This window comes from Paraburkholderia graminis C4D1M (assembly GCF_000172415.1).
In the GTDB taxonomy this organism is placed as follows: domain Bacteria; phylum Pseudomonadota; class Gammaproteobacteria; order Burkholderiales; family Burkholderiaceae; genus Paraburkholderia; species Paraburkholderia graminis.
The window spans coordinates 146203-167639 of the sequence record NZ_ABLD01000004.1; the positions used below are offsets into that span (position 1 = coordinate 146203).

Consider the following 21437-nt stretch of genomic DNA (forward strand, 5'->3'; position numbering starts at 1 on the left):
GGGTTGCGCCGCTTGCCGAAGCATCGTATTGCCCGGGTATACTTGCGCGGCCCGTTGCGCCTCACCGCGCGATCCCTTGCGTCGCTCCGCCTTCACGCCACTCGCCATCACCACTTCAGGTATGCAAGAAACTACCCTCGGCGTCGCCATCATCACTAAAAACGCGGCGGCGCGGCTCGCCGAATGCCTGCGGTCCGTGGCCTTTGCGGACCAGATTGTCGTGATCGACGGCGGCAGCGTCGACGGCACTGCCGACATTGCCCGCGCGCACGGCGCCCAGGTGATCGAACAGACCGACTGGCCAGGCTTCGGCCCGCAAAAGAACCGCGCGGTGAACGCGCTCAACACCGCCTGGATTCTCTCGCTCGACGCCGACGAGATCGTTTCGCCGGAGCTCGCCGCGTCGATCCGCGCGGCGCTCGCGGCACCCGCCGCCGACGTCTATGCGGTAGACCGTTTGTCGAGTTTTTGCGGGCACTGGATTCATCACAGCGGCTGGTATCCGGACTGGATTCCGCGCCTCTTCAAGCGCGGCGCCGCGCGTTTCTCGGACGACCTCGTTCACGAACGGCTTGTCTTCGACACGCCCGCGCAACGCCTCACCGGCAAGCTGATGCACTACTCGTACGAGGACTTCGAGTCCGTGCTGCGCAAACTCGATGCCTATTCGAGCGCCGGCGCGCTGCAGCGTCATGCGGCGGGCCAGCGCGGCAGCTTCGGCAAGGCGCTTGGCCGCGGCGCGTGGGCCTTTGTGCGGACTTACCTGTTGCGCCGAGGCTTTCTGGACGGCCGCGCCGGCTTCATGATCGCGATGTTCAACGCGGAGACGGTGTACTACCGGTTTCTGAAGCTTGCGCGACTCGGGGAAGCGTCGCGCTCGAAGCCGGGCTCACAGCAACGCCCGTAGCAGCGACACACCCTTAATACACAATCTCGATCGCGCTGCCGGCGAACTGGCCGCGCAGATCGGCCAGCAATTCGTCGGTCGGCTTCACGCGCCAGGCGTCGCCAAGACGCATTTCGCCCTCGGCATTCTCGCTTCGATACACGATCTGAACCGCGAGCCCGTTCGGGATTTGCACCGGCTGACGCTGGCGTCCGTTGTCGCCGCCGTAGCCGCCACCGAAGCCGCCGCTACCGCCATTGCGCCCGCCGCCGTTGCCGCGCGCCGAAGCCGCGGGTGCCGGCGCCGCCTGCGGCTCATCCTTGCCCGCGCTATGCGCTTCGAGCACGCGCCGCAGCGCCAGCGCGTCGGCGTTGCCGTTCATCTTCACTTTCACGGCCTCTGCGTAACGGCAGCGTGCGCGGCCGAGGTCCATGACCGTATCCACCGTGAAGCGGATGCCGCCCGTGAACGCGTCGTTGCGCGCCTGGCCCTGCACGACCAGCAACTCGTCTTCCTTGAAGAGTTGCTTGTTCGCCTCGAAAGTCTCGTTGAACACCGTCACTTCGCATTGACCGGTGCCGTCGTCGAGCAGCGCGATCAGCATCTTGCCGCGCTGGGTCATCTGCGTGCGCAGCGACGCGATGATGCCCGCGACCAGCTTGTCGCGCCCTTCTTTCAATTCGCCGATCTTCTGCCGCACGAAGCGCCGCACTTCGTCCTTGTAGGCGTCGAACAGATGGCCCGACAGATAAAAGCCGAGTGCGGCCTTCTCTTCCTGGAGCTTCTTCTTTTCCGGCCACTCGGGTTCGTCGACGAGTTCGTGGCCTTGCGACGGCGCGTCGCCCATATCGAACAAACCGGCCTGCAACGCATTCGCGCTCGCCTGTTCGGCGGCTTCCATCGCGAGCGAAACGGACGCGATGAGTTGCGCGCGATTCTGATGCAAAGTATCGAACGCGCCGGCGCGAATCAGTGCTTCGACCGTGCGGCGATTAACCACGCGACGGTCGATCCGGTTGCAGAAATCGAAGATGTCGATAAACGGACCGTCTTCGCGCGCGCGCAAAATTTCTTCGATCGCATTCTGCCCGCTGCCCTTGATTGCGCCCAGGCCGTAGCGGATGGTTTTCGAGCGCTTGCCGTCAGGCTCCGCAACCGGTTCGAAACGATACGCCGACAGGTTGATGTCCGGCGGCAGCACCGTCATCTTGTTCGTGATGCAGTCTTCGAACAGGATCTTGACCTTGTCCGTGTCGTCCATCGCGAGCGACATATTCGCCGCCATGAATTCCGCCGGATGGTGCGCCTTCAGCCACGCGGTGTAATACGCGAGCAACGCATACGCGGCCGCGTGCGACTTGTTGAAGCCGTAGCCCGCGAACTTCTCCATCAAGTCGAAAATTTCGTCGGCCTTCTCGCCGGTCAGGCCATTCTTCGCGGCGCCCTGGCGGAACAACTCGCGATGCTGGGCCATTTCCTCGGCCTTCTTCTTGCCCATCGCGCGACGCAGCAAGTCTGCGCCGCCGAGCGAGTAGCCGCCGATGATCTGCGCCATCTGCATCACCTGCTCCTGGTAGACCATGATGCCGTAGGTCTCTTTCAGAACAGGTTCGACGCGCGGATCCGGATACTCGACCACTTCGCGCCCGTGCTTACGCGCGCAGAAACTCGGGATCAGGTCCATCGGGCCCGGACGATACAACGCGACGAGCGCGATGATGTCTTCGAAGCGGTCGGGCTGCGCGTCCTTCAGCATGCCCTGCATGCCGCGGCTTTCCAGCTGGAACACGGCGACCGTATTCGCTTTCTTGAGAATCGAAAACGACGCGGGATCGTCGAGCGGCACTTGCGCGAGCGACCAGTCTTTCTTCGACGGATCGAGACGGCGGATATAGCGCTCGGCCCAGTCGAGAATCGTGAGCGTGGTCAGGCCCAAGAAGTCGAACTTGACGAGGCCGACGGCTTCGACGTCGTCCTTGTCGTACTGGCTCACGACGCCGCTTTCGTCGCCCTGCGTGTACAGCGGGCAAAAGTCGGTCAGCTTGCCGGGCGCGATCAGCACGCCGCCCGCATGCATGCCGACGTTACGCGTGAGACCTTCGACGCGTTGCGCGAGCTCGAGCAACTGATGCACCTCGTCTTCGTTGTCGAAGCGCTCCTGCAAGAGCGGCTCTTCCTTCATCGCGTCGGCGATCGTGACGTGCTTGCCCGGCTTGAACGGAATCAGCTTGGCGATGCCGTCGGTGAACATATAGCCGAGATCGAGCACGCGGCCGATGTCGCGCACCGCCGCCTTCGCCGCCATCGTGCCGAAGGTCGCGATCTGCGAGACGGCGTCCGCGCCGTACTTTTCCTTCACGTACTGGATCACGCGGTCGCGGCCGTGCTGGCAGAAGTCGATGTCGAAGTCGGGCATCGACACACGTTCCGGGTTCAGGAAACGTTCGAACAGCAGGTTGTAGCGCAGCGGATCGAGGTCGGTCACGCCGAGCGCGTACGCGACGAGCGAGCCCGCGCCCGAACCCCGGCCCGGCCCCACCGGTACGCCGTTGTTCTTTGCCCAGTTGATGAAGTCCGCGACGATCAGGAAGTAGCCCGGAAAGCCCATCTTGATGATCGTGCCGCACTCGAATTCGAGCCGCTGGTAATACGTGTCGCGCTGCGCGGCGCGCTCGGCTTCATCGGGGTACAACTGCTCGAGACGCTTTTCCAGGCCCTCTTTCGACAGATGCACGAGGTAGTCGTCGAGCGACATGCCGTCGGGCGTCGGAAAGAGCGGCAGTTTCGGCTTGCCGAGTTCGAGTGTGAGATTGCAGCGCTTGGCGATCTCCACCGTATTGGCAAGCGCCGACGGAATGTCCGCGAACAGCGCGGTCATTTCGTCTTGCGTGCGGAAATACTGCTCGGGCGTAAAGCGCTTCTGACGCCGCGGATTCGCGAGAATGTCGCCTTCGGAAATACACACGCGCGCTTCGTGCGCGGTGAAGTCGTCGGGCGTCATGAACTGCATCGGGTGCGTGGCGACCACCGGCAGTTTCAGCGACGCCGCGAGCGCGACCGCCTGCTGCACGTACTGCTCGCCGCCCGGCTGACCGCAGCGCTGCAACTCGATGTAGAAGCCGCCCGGAAACACCTTCGCCCAGTGCAGCGCGTTGCGCTTGGCCGCCTCCTGATTGCCGGCGGCAAGCGCCAAGCCGATGTCGCCCTGCTGCGCGCCCGACAACGCGAGCAAGCCTTCGCCGAGGCCGGATTCCAACCAGCCGGCCTCGATTTCCGCGCGTCCGCGATACTGGTTCGTGAGCGAAGCCTTGCTTAGCAACTCGCACAGATTCAGATAGCCGCGCCGGTCTTTCACCAGTAGCAACAGGCGCGAAGGCTTGTCGCGGTCGTCGGGATTCGTGATCCAGACGTCGCAGCCGGCAATGGGTTTGACCCCTTTGCCGCGCGCTTCCTTGTAGAAACGAACGAGACCGAACGCGTTGCCGAGGTCGGTGAGAGCGAGCGCGCCCTGACCGTCTTTGGCGGCCGCCTTGACGACGTCGTCAAGACGCACGATGCCGTCGGCGATCGAGAATTCGGAGTGGACGCGGAGATGGACGAAGCGGGGATCTGACATGGGCGACATTGTAACCCCAGCCTCCCGGAGATTTCAGCCGCAAAACCGCGCGTTAGCCATCCGGCCTAAGACGCTGACGCGCGAGCCGCGGGCGTCGACAGTTTCCAGGCTTTTCTGCGCGTCGCTTTGTTCGCGCGGCGGCATCGTGCGGCGACATACAGGCGCGTAAGTTTGGCCGTGGTTTGCGCTAACGCAAGCGGCTGGCCGTTTGGCCGAATCGGGGAAAGCGCCGGCTTGAGGGATAATATGGGTTTCGCCTATCCGACGTGGCTGCGGCGCAAGGCATTCAAACGCTCTGACGCGTTCGAGTGCATCCAACAGGCTTTCGGGCTCGCGAGGCATGCGCGCCGCCCGCGGTCGCACCGCGCGCCCGCCTGGCCCCACGCCGCCACTTATTACCGCTGGACACCCATGAGTATCGTCAATCTCGCCGCGTATCATTTCGCGACCATCGAAGACACCGCCGCCTGGCGTCCGCACGTCACCGAGCGCTGCAATGCGCTCGGCTTGCGCGGCACTATTCTGCTCGCGCCCGAAGGCATCAACCTGTTCGTCGCGGGCACGCGCGAGAACACGGACGCCTTTATCGACTACATCCGTCACGATCCGCTGTTCGAAGGCAAGTTCGCGAACCTGCAGTTCAAGGAAAGTCTGTCGGACAAGCAGCCGTTCACGCGCATGCTCGTCAAGCTCAAGCGCGAAATCATCACGATGAAGAAGCCGGCCATTCGCCCGGAACTCGGCCGCGCGCCATTCGTCGACGCCTCCACGCTGAAGACATGGCTCGACCGCGGTCACGACGACCAGGGCCGTCCCGTCGTCATGCTCGACACGCGTAACGCCTTCGAAGTGGATGTCGGCACATTCGACAATGCGCTCGACTATCGCATCACCAAGTTCAGCGAATTCCCGGAAGTGATCGAGCAGAATCGCGCGGACCTGGAAGGCAAGACGGTCGTGTCGTTCTGCACGGGCGGCATTCGCTGCGAGAAGGCCGCGATCCATATGAAAGAGGTCGGCATCGAGCACGTGTATCAGCTCGAAGGCGGCATCCTCAAATATTTCGAGGAAGTGGGCGGCGCGCATTATCACGGCGACTGCTTCGTGTTCGATTACCGCACGGCCCTTAATCCGCAGCTCGAGCCGACCGCGACTGCGCAGTGCTTCGGCTGCCGTGCGGTGGTGACGCCCGAAGAGCAGAAATCGCCGATGTATGTGGCGGGCAAGACGTGTCCGCACTGCCATCCGGATAGCAAGGCGGCTCGCGCGGCTTAGGCGGCTTGGCGCGGCGGCGTTTTTCGCCGGCCGCTTCTCACCGCGCACGGAATCAATCTCCAACGCATCGATTCATGACCTATCGCGGACGCTTCGCGCCCTCGCCTACCGGACCACTGCACTTCGGCTCGCTGGTGAGCGCGCTCGCAAGCTGGCTCGACGCGCGCGCGCATCGCGGCGCATGGCTCCTTCGCGTCGAAGATATTGACGGCCCGCGCACGGTGCCGGGCTCCGCGCAGGACATTCTCGCCACACTCGAGCGCTTCGGCATGCGCACCGACGAGCCGCCCGTCTGGCAAAGCACCCGCATGGCGCGTTACAGCCAAGCGCTGGAACAGTTGAAGGCGGACGGCTTCGTCTATCCGTGCGGCTGTACGCGCAAGGAAATCGCCGACTCGCTGCTGCATGCGCATGCGCGCAACACGACGCTCGCCTATCCCGGCACGTGCCGCAACGGCCTGCACGGCAAGCCGGCGCGCGCGTGGCGGCTGCGCGTGCCGGACGGCGACGCGGCTGTCATCACATTCGAAGATCGCTGGCAGGGCAAGCAGACGCAGAATCTCGCCACTGAAGTGGGCGATTTCGTGCTGAGACGCGCGGACGACCAGTGGGCGTATCAACTGGCCGTGGTTGTCGACGACGCCGACGCGGGCATCACGCACATTGTGCGAGGCGCGGATCTGATGGATTCCACGGCGCGGCAGATTTACCTTCAGCAATGCCTCGGCGTGCCGACGCCCCGCTACCTGCATGTACCGGTAGTGACGAACGAGCACGGTGAAAAGCTGAGCAAGCAGAACGGAGCGACCGCGCTCGACTGCGACAAGCCGCTCGAAGCGCTGAATGCGGCGGCAACGCACCTGGGATTGAATCTGGCGGATGGCGGCGCGAGCGGCTCAGTGCACGCCACGCTGGATGATTTTTACGCCGCAGCTACTGCGGCATGGTCGAAGAAAATGCGCTTGGCGGTGTGATATGCGCTTGGCCGTGTCACGGCCAACTAACGCGCCTGGCAATGCGTGCGCGGCGGTCGAAACGGCTTCGCGCGAAGTCTTGACGGGGAGCCGCGGCCCGGACAAAACGGGAAGCACCGCAACAGCGTCAACTAGCTGGCGAGCCCGCACGACGAGCCCGCAACAACCAACCTTACGACGACGACTTCCGCGGCATGCCAAACCCGCCCAGCAACGCCGCGAGCGGCTGCTTCGAAGACGGCTTCTGCGGCGCGGACCCTGCGGCCTCGGCCTCTTCCACCTTGCGAACCGAAGCGGGCGACGGCTCGTAAGGCTTCAGGAAAAAATCGTCCACGGGCTGCGCGCGGTGATGATGCGGCCGGTCGTACGAACCCGACGGCGCACCCGAACGGCGGCGAGCGCCCCGCTCTTCACGACCCTCACGGCCCTCGCGACCTTCGCTGCGCTCACGGCGCGGCGCGCGCTCTTCGTGATGATGACGCACAGGCGTGTCCACGGTCAGACGCAGTACCTCGAGCGGACGCTTGATGAGCTTCTCGATGTCCGCCAGTTGCTTGCGCTCGTTCGGGCTGCACAGCGACAACGCGTCGCCGGAAGCGCCCGCGCGGCCCGTGCGGCCGATACGGTGCACATAGTCTTCCGCGTTGAACGGCAAGTCGAAGTTGATCACGGCCGGCAATTCGGCGATATCGAGACCGCGCGCGGCGACGTCCGTTGCGACCAGCGCCTCGATCTCGCCGCGCTTGAACGCGTCGAGCGCCTGCATACGCTCGTTCTGCGTTCGGTCGCCGTGAATCGCGGTCGCGACGACGCCGTCGCGCTCCAGGCTGCGCGCAAGACGGCTCGCGCCGATCTTGCTGTTGCAGAACACGATCACCTGCTTGAGGCTGCGCTCGCGGATCAACTGGACGACGGCGCCGGTCTTGTCGCCCTCGGCCACTTCATAGACGATCTGCGTGACATTGGTCGCCGTCGAGTTGCTGCGCGCGACTTCGATGGTTTGCGGATCGCGCAGATACGTGGCCGCGAGCTTCTTGATTTCGCCGGAGAATGTGGCCGAAAACAGCAGCGTCTGACGCTCTTTCGGCAGCAGATTCAGAATGCGCTGCAAGTCCGGCAGGAAGCCCATGTCGAGCATCCGGTCGGCTTCGTCGAGCACGAGGATCTGCACCTGACCCAGATTGGCGGTTTTCTGCTGCACGTGATCGAGCAGACGGCCCGGCGTGGCGATCAGAATTTCGACGCCGCGGCGCAACTGCTCGGACTGCGGGTTCATGTCCACGCCGCCGAACACCACGGCGCTGCGCAGCGCCGTGTGCTTCGCATACGACTGGACGTTCGCGGCAACCTGGTCGGCCAGTTCGCGGGTCGGCGTGAGGATCAGCGCGCGCACCGGATGGCGCGCGGGCGACGCGCTCGTGCTTGCCTGCGGCAACAGGCGCTGGATGATCGGCAGCGAAAAACTCGCGGTCTTGCCGGTGCCGGTTTGCGCGGCGCCCATGACGTCGCGGCCTGCCAGCACGACAGGAATGGCCTGCGCCTGAATCGGCGTGGGCGTGGTGTAGCCCGATTCCTTGACTGCTTTCAGGATGTCGGGCGCGAGACCGAATTGGTCAAAAGTCGCAGTGCTGGGCGTGACGGCTGTGTCGGACATGGTGGCTTTCGCTAAAAATGCGCTTGGCGCGTGCGCGCGGCAGCGGTCGGAACCGCAGAAGGCATCAGGATGAAGGCGGAGCCACGGCGTTCCGCACGGGACCCGTCGCTATTGCGGGAAAGGATGCGGCCGGCTCCGGCCGGCGGAAATACCCGCCGGAAAGGCCGGTATTGTAGCACTTCAGCAAAAACACTCATGGCGCATGCGGCGGCTTTCTGCTTGTGCGGCAAAGGCACGGCGCCGCATCCCGGCGCGCGCCGCCGTGCGCCTCGCCCGGCGAGCGTAGTGCGTTGAAACGACAGTCGCATGACAGAGCGGAAAAGCGGTTTTGCGGGACCGTGCTGCTGTCGTCGCAGCAGGTCCCGGCAGACGCAGCGTCGAGCAACACCTTGCCCGCCGCTATTCGGCCCATTTTGCGGCCGCTACAGGCAATCGCGTGCATTGCCGCTGCGCGCGCCGCCGTGAATCTGGCCGCCTCGCCAACTCTCATGCTTCGCCAACTCTTATGCCTCACCACGTCTCGCGCATCACCATCAGACGCAGTTCCGTCATGTCCTCGATCGCGTAACGCACGCCCTCGCGCCCGAGCCCCGAGTCCTTCACGCCGCCATAAGGCATGTTGTCGACGCGGAACGACGGCACGTCGTTGATCACGACGCCGCCCACTTCCAGTTCGTCCCACGCGCGGTGCGCGTGCGCGAGCGAATCGGTGAAGACGCCCGCCTGCAGGCCGAAGTCGCTGTCGTTGACGGTCGCGAGCGCCGCGCCGAAATCGTCGAAACGCTCCAGAATGGCGACCGGCCCGAACGCTTCCTTGCGATACAGGTCGGTGTCGCGCTTCACGCCTTCGAGCAGCGTCGCCTCGAACATCGCGCCTTCCACCTTTCCGCCCGCGACGATTTTCGCTCCCGCCTGCACCGCGCTTTCCATCCAGCCGGCGAGGCGCTTCGATTCCGATTCGGAGATCATCGGCCCGACGAAGGTCTTTTCGTCCTTCGGATCGCCCATCACCAGCGACTTGGTTTTGGCAATCAGCTTTTCGCGCAGCGCATCGTAGAGGCTCGCGTGCACGAGAATGCGCTGCACGCCGATACAGCTTTGCCCCGACTGATAGAACGCGCCGAACGCGAGCCGGTCGACCACGTAGTCGAGCTTGCCGCCCTGATCGCCGTCGACGATCGCGGCTGCGTTGCCGCCCAGTTCGAGAATCACCTTCTTCTTGCCGGCCTTTTTCTTCAGATCCCAGCCCACCGCCGGCGAGCCGGTGAACGACAGCAGCTTGAAGCGTTCGTCGGTGGTGAAGAGATCGGCGCCGTCGCGATGCGCGGGAAGAATCGAGAACGCGCCCTTCGGCAGGTCCGTTTCCGCAAGAATCTCACCCATGATCAGCGCGCCGACCGGCGTGCGGCTTGCCGGCTTCAGCACGAACGGCACGCCCGCGGCGATGGCCGGCGCGACCTTGTGCGCGGTCAGATTCAGCGGAAAATTAAACGGCGAGATAAACGAGCACGGGCCGATCGGCACGCGCTTTACATAGCCGTGATAGCCGTTCGCGCGCGGCGAAATCTGCAGATTCACGATCTCGCCGTCGATGCGCACGGCTTCCTCGGCCGCGACCTTGAACGTGTCGATTAGCCGCGTGACTTCGCCCTTCGAATCGTTGATCGGCTTGCCCGCCTCGATGCACAGCGCGAGCGCGAGTTCGTCGTAACGTTCGCGAAAGCGCTTCACGCAATGTTCCAGCACCGCCTGGCGCTTGAACGGCGGGAACGCGCGCAGTGCGGGCATTGCATCGACCGCGAAGCCGATCGCCTTGTCGATCGCGGCCGCATCGGCCATCGCGACGCGCGTCGCGACTTCGCCGCTGAATTTGTCGGTGACTTCGAGATCCGTATTCGCAGCCACCGCTTCGTTCGCGAGGTAGTACGGGTAGGTCTTGTTCAACATCACGCGTTCTCCTTCCGATAGATGACAGCGGCAACTCGGGCCTTCTTGCACGAGCACGAGCACGAGCCCGAGCCCGCGCCGCTCACAATTGCGCGGACAGCCGCTTGATCTCGCGGTTCAGCACGCGCTCGTTATCCGAATAGTCAATGGGCAGGTCGATCACATGCACGCCCGGCGTCGCGAAACACTCGCGCAGCAAGGGCGCGAACTGCTCCGCCGATTCAATGCGATGCCCCTTTGCGCCATAGCTCTGCGCATACGCGACGAAGTCCGGATTCGCCAGCGTCATGCCGTAGTCGGGGAAGTTCATGTTCTCCTGCTTCCAGCGGATCATGCCGAACGCGTCGTCGCGCAAGATCAGGATCACAAGATCGAGCTTCAGACGCACCGCCGTTTCGAGTTCCTGTGAGTTCATCATGAAGCCGCCGTCGCCGCACACGGCCATGACCTTGCGCTCCGGATGCACGATCTTGGTGGCGATGGCCGACGGCAAGCCCGCGCCCATCGAGGCCAGCGCGTTATCGAGCAACAGCGAATTCGGTTCGTGCGCGCGGTAATAGCGCGCGAACCAGATCTTGTACATGCCGTTGTCCAGACACACGATGCCGTCCACCGGCGTGGTCTCGTACACGTCGTTGACCACGCGCACCGGATACATCGGAAAGCGGTCGTCGTGCTGGCCTTTCACCAGATGCGCCTCGAAATGGTCCTTGATCTCCTTGAAGCGCGTGAAGTCCCAATGCTCCTGACGCTCCTTGAGGCTTTCCTTCAGTTGCCACACCGCGTTGGCGATGTCGCCGACCACCTCGATCTGCGGGAAGTACACCGTGTCCACTTCCGCGCCGAGGAAGTTCACGTGAATCACCGTTTTCTCGCCGGCCTCGCCGCTGCGCATGAAGAACGGCGGCTTCTCGATCACGTCATGCCCGACGTTGATGATGCAGTCGGCGTGATCGATCGCGCGATGCACGAAGTCGCCATCGGACAAGGTCGCGTTGCCGAGCCACATCGGATGCGATTCGTCGATCACGCCCTTGCCCATCTGCGTCGTGAAAAACGGAATGCCGGTCTGGTCGACGAATTCGCGCAGCATCTTCGTCGTGGTCTTGCGATTGCCGCCCGCGCCGATCATCAGCAACGGATGCTTCGCTTTCGTGATCGCCTCGACCGCGCGCGCGACCGCTTTTTCCTCCGCGACCGGACGCCGGCTGTAGCTCTTCGGAATCGGCTTGCCGTCGCCTTCCTCATGCGCGACGTCCTCGGGCAGTTCGAGATGCGTGGCGCCGGGGCGTTCTTCTTCCGCCTGCCGGACGGCTTCGCGCACGGCCGCCGGAATATTCGCGATCGACACGATCTGACGCGTGTATTTGGTGAGCGGCTCCATCATCCGCACGACGTCGACGATCTGAAAATGGCCCTGCTTGCTCGACTTGATCGGCTTCTGGCCGGTGACCATCAGCATCGGCATGCCGCCCAGTTGCGCGTAGGCGGCCGCGGTCACGAAGTTGGTGGCGCCGGGGCCGAGCGTCGCGAGACAGACGCCGGTGCGGCCCGTCAGGCGTCCATAGGTCGCGGCCATGAAGCCCGCCGCCTGTTCGTGACGTGTCAGGATCAAGCGGATTTTCGAGCGGCGCAGCGATTCTAGAAGATCGAGATTCTCTTCACCGGGGATGCCGAACACGTACTCGACACCTTCGGCTTCCAGCGATTTGACGAACAGGTCCGATGCTTTCATGGAGGGTCTCGCTTGATGGTACGGACGCGGACGTGAAGCCGGGCCGTGGGTGAGCGGAAACGGACTTTCGGAGACTCGGGGCGACTGTAAAAGACGGTGATGATCGCGACGACAGCAACCGTCGCGGCGACGCGCCGAAGGTCACGCCGGACAGCTTACTACTCAGGGGGAAATGATGCGCGCACGCTGGCAATGCTGCGTGGCTGAAGAAAGAAACAGGCGGCTTCGACGCGCCGCTCGATGATGTCGAGCGGGCGCGTTCGGTCGAAGCTCACCCTAAGCTCAGCGATTGAGCGTAATACAGTCGGACAAAACCGGCGTTGCGTCGTCGCCGGCCATGACGTCGTAGAGATCGGCGCGCGGGCCCTTGGTCCACCACGTATAGCTGCCGGCCTGATATTTCACGCCCGACGCCGCTATCGTGTTGACGAACAGCAGTTGCTTGCCCTTCACCGGCACGAGCGCGAAGCTCTGGCCATTGGCCGTGTTCCAGTAAGTGACGTGCAGAATCTTGCCGGTCGCGCACGTGTATTTGCGCGTCTGGCGGCTTTTGGCCTGAACCTCGTCGAGCTGCGAGGGCGCGGCGAACGTATAGCCGCAGATCGCCGCGAGGCTCACTGCAAGCAGCGTTTTTTTCATTGGATGCCCCGGTCGTTGCGGATCAAGGGTCGATGACATCGGCGCAGGCGTCGGTCGGTGCGGCGGCTACGTGTCCGACCACCGGCACGATCTTCAGCCCCGCCGACGCAATGCGGCACGGCGCGGCCGCGAGTCCGCAGCCCGTCAATCCGGCGCACAGCGCGAACAGCACGCCGAGAGAGCCAAGCGTGCGGACAGAGCCGGCCGCGGTGCGCCGCGTTGCCACGCGCGCCGCTTCGTAACTGGATTGCTGCGGGGATTCCTGCGACATACCTACCTCGACTTCAATGAACCCGCGATTCGTTCGATGGGCTCGGATCATTCACACCAGCTTTGCGGACATAAGCCCGGCGCACATCATCGCGCGGATTTCGCCGACACCGGACGCACCGCCGCCGCCGCCTCTTTCGCACGCGAGCGTGCTTCGCCGATGTTCTCGCCGGTCGCGAGCGCAACGCCCATGCGGCGCTTGACGAAACTCTCCGGCTTGCCGAAGAGACGCAAGTCCGCATTCGGCACGGCAAGCGCGGCGGCGACGCCTTCGAATGCAATGCCGGCCTCGTCGAGTCCGCCGTAAATCACGGCCGACGCACCCGGCGCACGCAACGACGTGTCCACCGGCAAACCGAGAATCGCGCGCGCGTGCAGTTCGAATTCCGAAAAGCGTTGCGAGCACAACGTGACGAGGCCTGTGTCGTGCGGACGCGGACTGACTTCCGAGAACCATACGTCATCGCCGCGCACGAAAAGTTCCACGCCGAAGAGTCCCCGCCCGCCGAGCGCGGCCGTGACCTTGTGCGCGACTTCGCGCGAACGCTCGAGCGCGAGCGGGCTCATCGGCTGCGGCTGCCACGATTCGACGTAATCGCCCGCGACCTGCACATGGCCGATCGGATCGCAGAAATACGTGGCGACCTCACCGTTCGACGGATCGACCGCGCGCACCGTCAACTGCGTGATCTCGTACTCGAAGTCGATAAAGCCTTCGACGATCACGCGCCCATGATTCACGCGGCCGCCGGCCATCGCGTATTGCCAGGCCGGTTCGACGTCCGCGTCGCTGCGCAGTACCGACTGCCCTTTACCCGACGACGACATGACCGGCTTCACCACGCACGGATAGCCCACTTTTGCGATGCCCGCGCGCAGTTCATCGAGCGAATCGGCGAATGCATACGGCGAGGTCGGCAAGCCCAGTTCCTCGGCGGCGAGGCGCCGGATGCCTTCGCGGTTCATCGTGAGTTGCGTGGCGCGCGCGGTCGGGATCACTTCGGCGATGCCGTCGCTTTCGACTGCGGCCAGCGCGTCTGTCGCGATCGCCTCGATTTCCGGCACGATCAGATGCGGACGCTCCTGTTCGACAAGTGCGCGCAGCGCGGCGCGGTCGGTCATGTCGATCACATGCGAGCGGTGCGCGACCTGATGCCCCGGCGCATTCGGATAACGGTCGACGGCGATCACTTCGACGCCCAGCCGTTGCAGCGCGATGATCACCTCCTTGCCGAGTTCGCCCGCGCCGAGCAGCATGACGCGCGTGGCGGATTCAGAAAGGGGCGTGCCGATCCGTTGGCCGATCTGCATGAGGTCTCCAGATAAAAGTCGGATGAGGGTGGGATTGGGTGGAACACGATGTTAACATGCGGACCCCTCGCCGCGGCTTGCTCGCGGCGCCCGGTTTTAATCCGCACGCGAAGCGCAACGGGTCGCTACATGACGCCGCACGGCGCGGCGCACGCAGGCAGCGCCTAGTCAGTTCGCGCCAATGTCCACGAGCGCGCCGCGCGCCGAGTGCGTTACCCTTACGCCTTTGCCAGTTTGAAGAGGAACGACGCCATGCAACCACGCTTGTCCACGCGACGTCTTGCGCGCATCGCCCCTTACGCGCGCACGGCCCTCGCCGCGTTGAGCGTCGCGGCGCTGCTCGGCGCATGCGCGATTCCGAAACATCCGGATTCGGAAGCAGCCGCGCCTGATCCGTTCAACCCCGCCGCGACGCAATTGCTCGATGACACGAGCTGGACGCTCACTGCATGGAAGCAGTCGGACGGCACGGCGCGCACGGTTCCGTTCGCGAACCTCGGCACGCCGATCACGCTGACGCTTTCGACCGCCGGAGGCCAGCGGCACGCGAGCGGCTTTTCCGGCTGTAACCGCTATATGGGCTCGTACGCGCTGAAGGACGGCAAGCTCTCGTTCGGCACACTCGGCGGCACGCGCATGGCCTGCGCGACGCCGGGCGGACAGATCGAAAGCACTTATCTGAACGCGCTCACGCATATCGCGCGAACCGGCGTGCAGATGCGCGCGCCGCAGCAGATGCAGCTCGTGCTCGACAACGGCGATACGCTGGTGTTCGAGCGCAGCGGCAGTAGTGACAAATAAGCGGGAAATAGTGGCGAAGCGAACGGCGCGTGAGTTCGAGTTGTCCGGCGCGCCGCCCGCTTTGCACGAGGACGCAGGCATACTTGCGTCCGCCTTCGAAGCGTTGCGCTTCGCCGGTTTAAACTCGACGGATTGCGTTTTTGCCAATCCGTCATTCGTCGATGTCTAGTATGCACACGGTAGTTTTCGGCTGGTTCGGCGGGTCGGCCGTCTGGTTCATTCCTCTCATCTGGCGGCTCATCAAGTCGATGTTGCCGGGCGGCGCGGGCTTGCGCGGCCCCGGCACGATCCGGCTATGGCTCGGCTTCGTCTCGGCGATGGTGGCGAGCTGCACGCTCGAGGCGTCGCTGATCGGCGCGGCCGGTATGAACGCGATCGGTCACGCGCTCGCGGCGGGCTTCGGCCATCTGCTCGGGCATATCGGCACGCCGCTCGCGGCGCTCGCGCTGTTGGTCGTGAGCCTGCCGTGGCTGATCGGCTTTCACTGGCGCGAGTTCCTCGCGTGGGCGGACGGCGCGTTCGGCCTCGGCCTCGCGTCGCGCGGTCTCGCGAAACGCGACGACGAAGCGCGCCGCCATCGCGCGCTCGACGACGGTGCGCCGCCGCACATCTCCAGTTCGATGAACACGATGGCGCCAAAAAGCAAGGGGCGCTACGCGCGGCCGACCGTGTGGCGGCCGCCTGTCAAGGGACGAGCTGCGGGTGGTGCGGCTGTCGGCGGTGCGGGTTCGGTGGCGGCTGGACCGGCTGCTGGCCGGGACGCGGGAGCGCGCGCGGCTGCGCAAGGGTGGCGTGGCGGGCAAGGTGTGACGCGCGGCCAGGTTGCGCCAGTTGAGCCGGTGTTGCGGACTGGTAGCGCGATGCCCGCTCGGCAGGCTTCGGGGCAGACGCCGGTGTCTGCGTCCGGTGCTGGGAAATCGGGTTGGTCGCCGGCTGAGCCGGTTGCGCCGGCTGGGTGGTTGCGGGAAGGGAGTCCGCGGTCGGGGGCGGGTGCGAAGGTCGGCGTTGGTGGTGTTGGTGGCGTCGGTGGTGTTGGTGGTGTTGGTGGCGTCGGTGGGGCTGCGTCGGTGGCCGTTGGCCGCGCGGCTCGCGAGCCTGCAAGCGGTGGATCGTTGCTTAGCGGAGCCGCCGCTGGTGTTTCAGGTTCAGGTGCGGGCGCGACTGCCGCCTACGGCGCGTCGGGCCTTGCCGCCCGCGCGGGAACAGCAGCCGGCGCGACGCCGGCTAGCGTGGACGTCACTGCACGTCCGCTAGCGAACCGAACTACCGCGCCGCTCAATCGCGCGGTATCGCCGGCGCAGGGGTTGTCGTCGGCTGCGCGCGTGGAGGATGCCGCGACGGCCTCGGGCATGCGCCGTCCGTCATCGACGGCGCCGGCCTTTACGAGGCCGATGGCCGCCGCTGAAAAAGTCACGCCGCCCGCCAGCGTCCAGGAGACGCTGCGCAGCATCGCGGAAAACGCCGCACGTTGGACGGATATGGCCGGCGTCAGCCTCGCGCGCAGTAGCGGCGCGGAAGGCGCGAAAATCGCGGGTGTGAACGTTGCGTCGAAGGGGCTGGCGGGCGCGGGTTTGGTGGGCGGGGCGAGCGAGGCGGCTTCGGGGGGCGGCGGAGTCGCTTTGGGAGGTAGCGGAGCTGCTGCAGATTCACAGGGCAGCGGAGTCGAAGCCACTTTGGCACGCGCCGGAGTCGAGGCTGCTTCACGAGGCACCAGCGTCGATGCCGGTTTGGTAGGTGGCGGAGCCGCGGCCGATTCACAAAGCAACGGAGTCGATGCCACTTTGGCACGCACCGGAGTCGACGCTGGTTCACCATGCGTCGAAGTCGACGCCGCTTTGGGACGTGCGCGAGTCGACGCGCCGTTCTCTGACGCGCACGCCCTTTCGCGCGACGCTGCGGAATCCGCATCCTCAACGAGCGATGCGTCGCATCAGCAGTCCGATCGCAGTGTCGAAGACGCTTCTATCGCGCCGACCGTTCAATCTCCGTCGGCAACGCCCGTAGAAACGTCGCTGAAAACGGCTGTCGAAACGCCGACTCGCGCGCCGTGGACTGAAACGCAGCCCTCTGCTGCGGCCAGCCCCGAGCCAGTCGTGCAATGGCCGATCGAACCGCCTGTCATTCAGACACCGGCTGGCGCACTGACCGACCAAGCTGTACCTTCCGCGCCCGCGTTGCAGCAGGCAGCGTCTATCACGCCAGCGACACAGCCCGCAGCAGAAGCGCCCGCGCGGACAGCAGTGGCTGAACCGTCATCTGCTTTTGCATCGACGGTCGCCCCGCCGGTTGCGCCAACGACGCACGTCGCCCCGCCGCTTGCTCGCACGCCGTTCGGAATCTTCGCGAGCCGGTTGCAGCAAACGGATGCGCCGTCGCAGACGCCGCCGTGGGAACATGAAGCACGTTCATCGACGGAAGAACGGGAAGAGGACGCGCAAGAAGACACGCGCGGTATAGCAAGCGCAAACGCGAGCACGGACACCAACCCCGACACGAACCCGGACCGCGATCCGCAACGCGAACTACCTGCTGCGCCGCCCGCGGACGACGCGCGGTTCATCGCATCTGACAACGGTTCGTGGACGCCGCACGCTGCAAGTGCAAGTGCAAGTGCAAGCAAAGACGCAGCGGCAGGCGCAGCCACGTCGCCGTCGTCGGCCGATAGCGACGCGCTCGCGTCCCCTGCTCTCTCGCACGTCGAACCGAGGCTCGCTGATGTCGACAGCCCGCAAGTAGCCGAGCTCGCCGCCGCGCCCGAGCAAACCATCGCACCGCCGACATCATCAAACGTCGTGCGCTTCCCGGGTCTCGCGACGCCGATGCAAGCGCAGACGGAGGCACATGCACCGACGCACGCCGCGCCGGTCCAGCACAATAGCTTCACTGCGCCGCCGCCCGCTGCACTCGTTCAGCCGACGCCTGGCCAAAGTCATGGCCTCTTGGCACCGCTCGCTCAAGCGAACGCTGAGCGCGAGCCGACGCCCGCCCAAAATCCGGGCCTCTTGGCATCGTCCGCTCAGGCTCACGCTCACGCTCAGGCTCAAGCTCAAGCGAACACCGAATTCCAGCCGACGCCGCCCCAAAACCCGAGCCTCTCCGCATCGCAGACTCAAGCGCCGGCCCAGCCAACCACCGAACCCCAACGCACGCCCCTGCGCGGCCACGGTCCAACCAACGGCTTTGAATTCCACGCGCCGGCTGCGTCGATGGTCGAACTGCCCACGCTCGACCTGCTCGCGCCCGCGGACACCCACATCGAACCGGTCTCCGAGGAAAAGCTCATCGAGACGGGCCTACTGATCGAGCAACGACTGCAGGAATTCAAGGTGCCGGTCACGGTGGTCGGCGCATCGGCCGGTCCCGTGATTACGCGCTTCGAAGTGGAACCTGCGCTCGGCGTGCGCGGCAGCCAGATCGTCGGTCTGATGAAGGACCTGTCGCGCGGTCTGGGGCTCACGTCGATCCGCGTCGTCGAAACGATTCCCGGCAAGACCTGCATGGGGCTCGAGTTGCCGAACGCGAAGCGCCAGACGATCCGCCTGTCCGAGATTCTCGAAGCGAGCGTCTATCAGAATTCGCACTCGCAACTGACGCTCGCGATGGGCAAGGACATCACCGGCCATCCGGTCGTCGCCGATCTCGCGAAAGCGCCGCACATGCTGGTCGCGGGCACGACGGGTTCGGGCAAGTCGGTCGCGATCAACGCGATGATCTGCTCGCTGCTCTTCAAGGCGACGCCCGAGGAAGTGCGCCTCATCATGATCGACCCGAAGATGCTCGAGCTGTCGGTCTACGAAGGCATTCCGCATCTGCTCGCGCCCGTCGTCACCGACATGAAGCTCGCCGCCAATGCGCTGAACTGGTGCGTCGGCGAAATGGAGAAGCGTTATCGGCTAATGTCCGCAGTCGGCGTGAGAAATCTCCCTGGCTTCAATCAGAAAATTCGCGACACCGAAGCGAAAGGCAAGAAGCTCGGCAATCCGTTTTCGCTGACGCCCGAAGCGCCCGAGCCGCTCGCGCCGCTGCCGCTGATCGTCGTCGTGATCGACGAGCTTGCGGACCTCATGATGGTGGCGGGCAAGAAGATCGAGGAACTGATCGCGCGGCTCGCGCAGAAGGCGCGCGCCGCCGGCATCCATCTGATTCTGGCGACGCAGCGGCCGTCCGTGGACGTCATCACCGGACTCATCAAGGCGAATATTCCGACGCGCGTCGCGTTCCAGGTGTCGTCGAAGATCGACTCGCGCACGATTCTCGACCAGATGGGCGCGGAGTCGCTGCTCGGCCAGGGCGACATGCTGTTCCTGCCGCCGGGCACGGGCTATCCGCAGCGCGTGCACGGCGCGTTCGTCGCCGACGAGGAAGTGCATGCGATCGTCGAGTATCTGAAGCAGTTCGGCGAGCCGCAATACGAGGAAGGCATTCTCGACGGCCCCGCGACCGACGGCGGCGCGGCGCAGGACCTGTTCGGCGACTCGCCGGATGCGGAAGCCGATCCGCTTTACGACGAAGCGGTCGCGTTCGTGGTGCGCACGCGGCGCGCGTCGATTTCGTCGGTACAGCGGCAGTTGCGCATCGGCTATAACCGCGCGGCGCGTCTTGTCGAACAGATGGAGACGGCCGGGCTCGTGTCGGCGATGGGCATCAACGGCAGCCGCGAAGTGCTCGCGCCCGGGCCGGCGGAATAGCGCGCAGACCGCCGGCAAATTGCCGGCAGCAGCCATGCGCGTGCATGACGCCGGTTAGCGGCGCCGCATGAACCACCAGCCACGAACAGGGGCCGCTCGAAGCGGCCCCTGTTCGTTCAACCTGCAGCCTCGCCTCCCTCACGACGGCGACACCAGCTTGAAGTCCACCGGCGAGCCGATCTCGATCCGCTTCGGATTCGCTTCCAGCAAACCGCTCTGCTGGTCGCGCCGGAACACATAGACGGTATCGCTGTTCTGATTGCCGACGATCAGCCACTTGCCGGTCGGATCAATTGCAAACTCGCGCGGCGACTTGCCGAGACTCGATTGACGCCCGATCTTCTTCAGATGTCCATTCGTCGGATCGACGGAGAAGATCACGATCTCGTTCGCATCGCCGCGATTGGTCGCGTAGAGAAAGCGCCCGTCCGGCGACAGATGAATCGCGGCCGCGCCTACCGCGCCCTTGAAGCCCGGCTCGGTCAGCGAGATGGTCTGGACCTGCGTGAGCTTGCCGTCGGCGTAATTGAACGTGCTGACGGTCGCGGCGAGTTCGCTCGTCAGGTACGCGTGCTTGCCGTCGGCGCCGAAAACCAGGTGCCGCGGGCCGGTGCCCGGCTTCTCCTGCGTGTAGCGCCAGTCGGTCGGACTGAACAGACCGCGGCTGCCGTCGGCCGTGTAGCGGTACGAGTACAGCTTGTCGGCGCCGAGATCCTGCGCGAAAAGATAGTGCCCGTCCGGAGAAAACACCGTCGAGTGCACGTGCGCGTTGTCCTGGCGCCCCTTGACCGGACCGCTGCCTTCATGATGCACGGTCAGCACCGACGCGCCGAGCTGCCCGTCAGCCTGCACCGGCAAAACGGAGAAGCTGCCGCCCGGATCGGCCGCGACCGAATAGTTCGCGGCGAGCAGATATTTGCCGTCCGGCGAGAGACTCAGGTAGCACGGGTCGTTGCCATCGGCGGAAACCTTGTTGAGAAAGGTCAACTGGCCGCTCGCGGCGTCGAAGCGAAACGCGCTGACGCCGCCGCGCTGGCTCGCCGGTCCGTTGTCGCCCGGCAGCTCGTTGACGGCGTAGACGAAGCGGCGGTCGCGGCTCACCACCAGGTACGACGGGTTCACCGTCTGCGCGACGGACACGCGTGTGGCGTCGCCCGTCTTCGTGTCGAAGCGATAGACGTACAAGCCTTCGCTCTTGCCGCCGGTGTAGGTGCCGACCAGCAGGTTATAGACGCCGTCGGCGGGAGCGGAACCGGCACCCGAACCGGCGTCTTGCGCGAACGCGGGCGAAGCGGCAATCGAGACCATGAGCGCGAAACCTTTTATGATCGAGCGGGCGGAGTGCATGGGAGACCACGCGCGCACGCGTCGTGAAGAATACCGGTCAGGAGCTGGCGCGGCAGGCACAGCGTCCCGGTGACGAAGAAGCATACGACCTCCTCTACGTGGGTTATGTGAGTAAAGCGGTTGTCATCGTGCCTCTGGTCTGCCGCGCCGAAGTCGAGCGTTATTCTTGTCGGGCAAGTATAAAAGCGTTGCAACGGATCATGCAGCGAAGCGGCCTGCCGTGTCGCCGCGGCGAATCGTCGGCGGCATGACGACTGCCTCGGTAGCAATTGCCCTGCCTCTCGGGGACGTTTT

14 protein-coding genes and 1 pseudogene are annotated in these 21437 nt (G+C 64.9%); 7 read left to right on the plus strand and 8 right to left on the minus strand.

The window, feature by feature from the left end; all coding sequences use genetic code 11:
- The first annotated feature begins 121 nt into the window (after positions 1 to 121).
- On the plus strand, positions 122 to 907 hold the full coding sequence (locus BGRAMDRAFT_RS08745) for a glycosyltransferase family 2 protein (protein ID WP_006048348.1): 786 nt from the start codon (positions 122 to 124) through the stop codon (positions 905 to 907).
- Positions 908 to 920: 13 nt separating this feature from the next.
- Here BGRAMDRAFT_RS08745 and dnaE read toward each other — a convergent pair whose 3' ends face one another.
- Positions 921 to 4511, minus strand: coding sequence for a DNA polymerase III subunit alpha (gene dnaE, locus BGRAMDRAFT_RS08750; protein WP_006048349.1), 3591 nt, complete (start codon positions 4509 to 4511; stop codon positions 921 to 923).
- A gap of 402 nt (positions 4512 to 4913) precedes the next feature.
- On the opposite strand from dnaE, the gene BGRAMDRAFT_RS08755 reads away from it, so the two are divergent.
- Both BGRAMDRAFT_RS08755 and gluQRS read left to right on the plus strand, forming a co-directional pair.
- Entirely contained in the window at positions 4914 to 5777 is an 864-nt protein-coding gene (locus BGRAMDRAFT_RS08755; RefSeq protein ID WP_029969960.1) for a sulfurtransferase, read from the plus strand.
- 74 nt (positions 5778 to 5851) lie between these two features.
- Positions 5852 to 6751: a tRNA glutamyl-Q(34) synthetase GluQRS gene (gene gluQRS, locus BGRAMDRAFT_RS08760; RefSeq protein WP_006048351.1), complete on the plus strand. Its 900-nt coding sequence runs from the start codon at positions 5852 to 5854 to the stop codon at positions 6749 to 6751.
- A gap of 172 nt (positions 6752 to 6923) precedes the next feature.
- Here the strand turns inward: gluQRS and BGRAMDRAFT_RS08765 are convergent, their stop codons facing one another.
- The 6 genes from BGRAMDRAFT_RS08765 to purT form a co-directional block, all read right to left on the minus strand.
- The gene (locus BGRAMDRAFT_RS08765; RefSeq protein ID WP_006048352.1) at positions 6924 to 8405 is read right to left on the minus strand and encodes a DEAD/DEAH box helicase; all 1482 of its coding nucleotides are present in this window, start codon (positions 8403 to 8405) and stop codon (positions 6924 to 6926) included.
- Between the two features lie 510 nt (positions 8406 to 8915).
- Complete coding sequence (locus BGRAMDRAFT_RS08770) at positions 8916 to 10352, minus strand: aldehyde dehydrogenase family protein (protein WP_006048353.1); 1437 nt, start codon at positions 10350 to 10352, stop codon at positions 8916 to 8918.
- A gap of 82 nt (positions 10353 to 10434) precedes the next feature.
- Positions 10435 to 12087: an acetolactate synthase large subunit gene (locus BGRAMDRAFT_RS08775; RefSeq protein WP_006048354.1), complete on the minus strand. Its 1653-nt coding sequence runs from the start codon at positions 12085 to 12087 to the stop codon at positions 10435 to 10437.
- 282 nt (positions 12088 to 12369) lie between these two features.
- On the minus strand, positions 12370 to 12726 hold the full coding sequence (locus BGRAMDRAFT_RS08780) for an MliC family protein (protein WP_006048355.1): 357 nt from the start codon (positions 12724 to 12726) through the stop codon (positions 12370 to 12372).
- A gap of 22 nt (positions 12727 to 12748) precedes the next feature.
- On the minus strand, positions 12749 to 12997 hold the full coding sequence (locus BGRAMDRAFT_RS08785) for a DUF6726 family protein (protein WP_006048356.1): 249 nt from the start codon (positions 12995 to 12997) through the stop codon (positions 12749 to 12751).
- 86 nt (positions 12998 to 13083) lie between these two features.
- Complete coding sequence (gene purT, locus BGRAMDRAFT_RS08790; RefSeq protein WP_006048357.1) at positions 13084 to 14307, minus strand: formate-dependent phosphoribosylglycinamide formyltransferase; 1224 nt, start codon at positions 14305 to 14307, stop codon at positions 13084 to 13086.
- Positions 14308 to 14559: 252 nt separating this feature from the next.
- Between purT and BGRAMDRAFT_RS08795 the strand changes: the two genes are divergently transcribed.
- The 3 genes and pseudogenes from BGRAMDRAFT_RS08795 to BGRAMDRAFT_RS36075 all read left to right on the plus strand — a co-directional run bounded on the left by BGRAMDRAFT_RS08795 (position 14560) and on the right by BGRAMDRAFT_RS36075 (position 19796).
- Positions 14560 to 15108 carry an META domain-containing protein gene (locus tag BGRAMDRAFT_RS08795; RefSeq protein ID WP_006048358.1) on the plus strand — a complete coding sequence of 183 codons (549 nt, stop codon included), beginning with the start codon at positions 14560 to 14562 and terminating at the stop codon, positions 15106 to 15108.
- 170 nt (positions 15109 to 15278) lie between these two features.
- A pseudogene (locus BGRAMDRAFT_RS08800) lies at positions 15279 to 19533 on the plus strand (FtsK/SpoIIIE family DNA translocase); the annotation flags it as partial.
- 38 nt (positions 19534 to 19571) lie between these two features.
- On the plus strand, positions 19572 to 19796 hold the full coding sequence (locus BGRAMDRAFT_RS36075) for a DNA translocase FtsK (protein ID WP_409372888.1): 225 nt from the start codon (positions 19572 to 19574) through the stop codon (positions 19794 to 19796).
- A gap of 138 nt (positions 19797 to 19934) precedes the next feature.
- Here the strand turns inward: BGRAMDRAFT_RS36075 and BGRAMDRAFT_RS08805 are convergent, their stop codons facing one another.
- Entirely contained in the window at positions 19935 to 21227 is a 1293-nt protein-coding gene (locus BGRAMDRAFT_RS08805) for a lactonase family protein (protein ID WP_006048360.1), read from the minus strand.
- On the opposite strand from BGRAMDRAFT_RS08805, the gene BGRAMDRAFT_RS34945 reads away from it, so the two are divergent.
- A complete protein-coding gene (locus tag BGRAMDRAFT_RS34945; protein WP_175130877.1) occupies positions 21167 to 21394 on the plus strand; it encodes a hypothetical protein in 228 nt (75 codons plus the stop codon). The two genes, BGRAMDRAFT_RS08805 and BGRAMDRAFT_RS34945, sit on opposite strands and share 61 nt — an antisense overlap.
- Positions 21395 to 21437 lie beyond the last annotated feature (43 nt).

Coding starts and splice junctions, on each gene's coding strand:
- BGRAMDRAFT_RS08745 (WP_006048348.1), top strand. CDS start 122: ATGCAAGAAACTACCCTCGGCGTCGCCATCATCACTAAAAACGCGGCG.
- dnaE (WP_006048349.1), bottom strand. CDS start 4,511: ATGTCGCCCATGTCAGATCCCCGCTTCGTCCATCTCCGCGTCCACTCC.
- BGRAMDRAFT_RS08755 (WP_029969960.1), top strand. CDS start 4,914: ATGAGTATCGTCAATCTCGCCGCGTATCATTTCGCGACCATCGAAGAC.
- gluQRS (WP_006048351.1), top strand. CDS start 5,852: ATGACCTATCGCGGACGCTTCGCGCCCTCGCCTACCGGACCACTGCAC.
- BGRAMDRAFT_RS08765 (WP_006048352.1), bottom strand. CDS start 8,405: ATGTCCGACACAGCCGTCACGCCCAGCACTGCGACTTTTGACCAATTC.
- BGRAMDRAFT_RS08770 (WP_006048353.1), bottom strand. CDS start 10,352: ATGTTGAACAAGACCTACCCGTACTACCTCGCGAACGAAGCGGTGGCT.
- BGRAMDRAFT_RS08775 (WP_006048354.1), bottom strand. CDS start 12,087: ATGAAAGCATCGGACCTGTTCGTCAAATCGCTGGAAGCCGAAGGTGTC.
- BGRAMDRAFT_RS08780 (WP_006048355.1), bottom strand. CDS start 12,726: ATGAAAAAAACGCTGCTTGCAGTGAGCCTCGCGGCGATCTGCGGCTAT.
- BGRAMDRAFT_RS08785 (WP_006048356.1), bottom strand. CDS start 12,997: ATGTCGCAGGAATCCCCGCAGCAATCCAGTTACGAAGCGGCGCGCGTG.
- purT (WP_006048357.1), bottom strand. CDS start 14,307: ATGCAGATCGGCCAACGGATCGGCACGCCCCTTTCTGAATCCGCCACG.
- BGRAMDRAFT_RS08795 (WP_006048358.1), top strand. CDS start 14,560: ATGCAACCACGCTTGTCCACGCGACGTCTTGCGCGCATCGCCCCTTAC.
- BGRAMDRAFT_RS08805 (WP_006048360.1), bottom strand. CDS start 21,227: ATGCTTCTTCGTCACCGGGACGCTGTGCCTGCCGCGCCAGCTCCTGAC.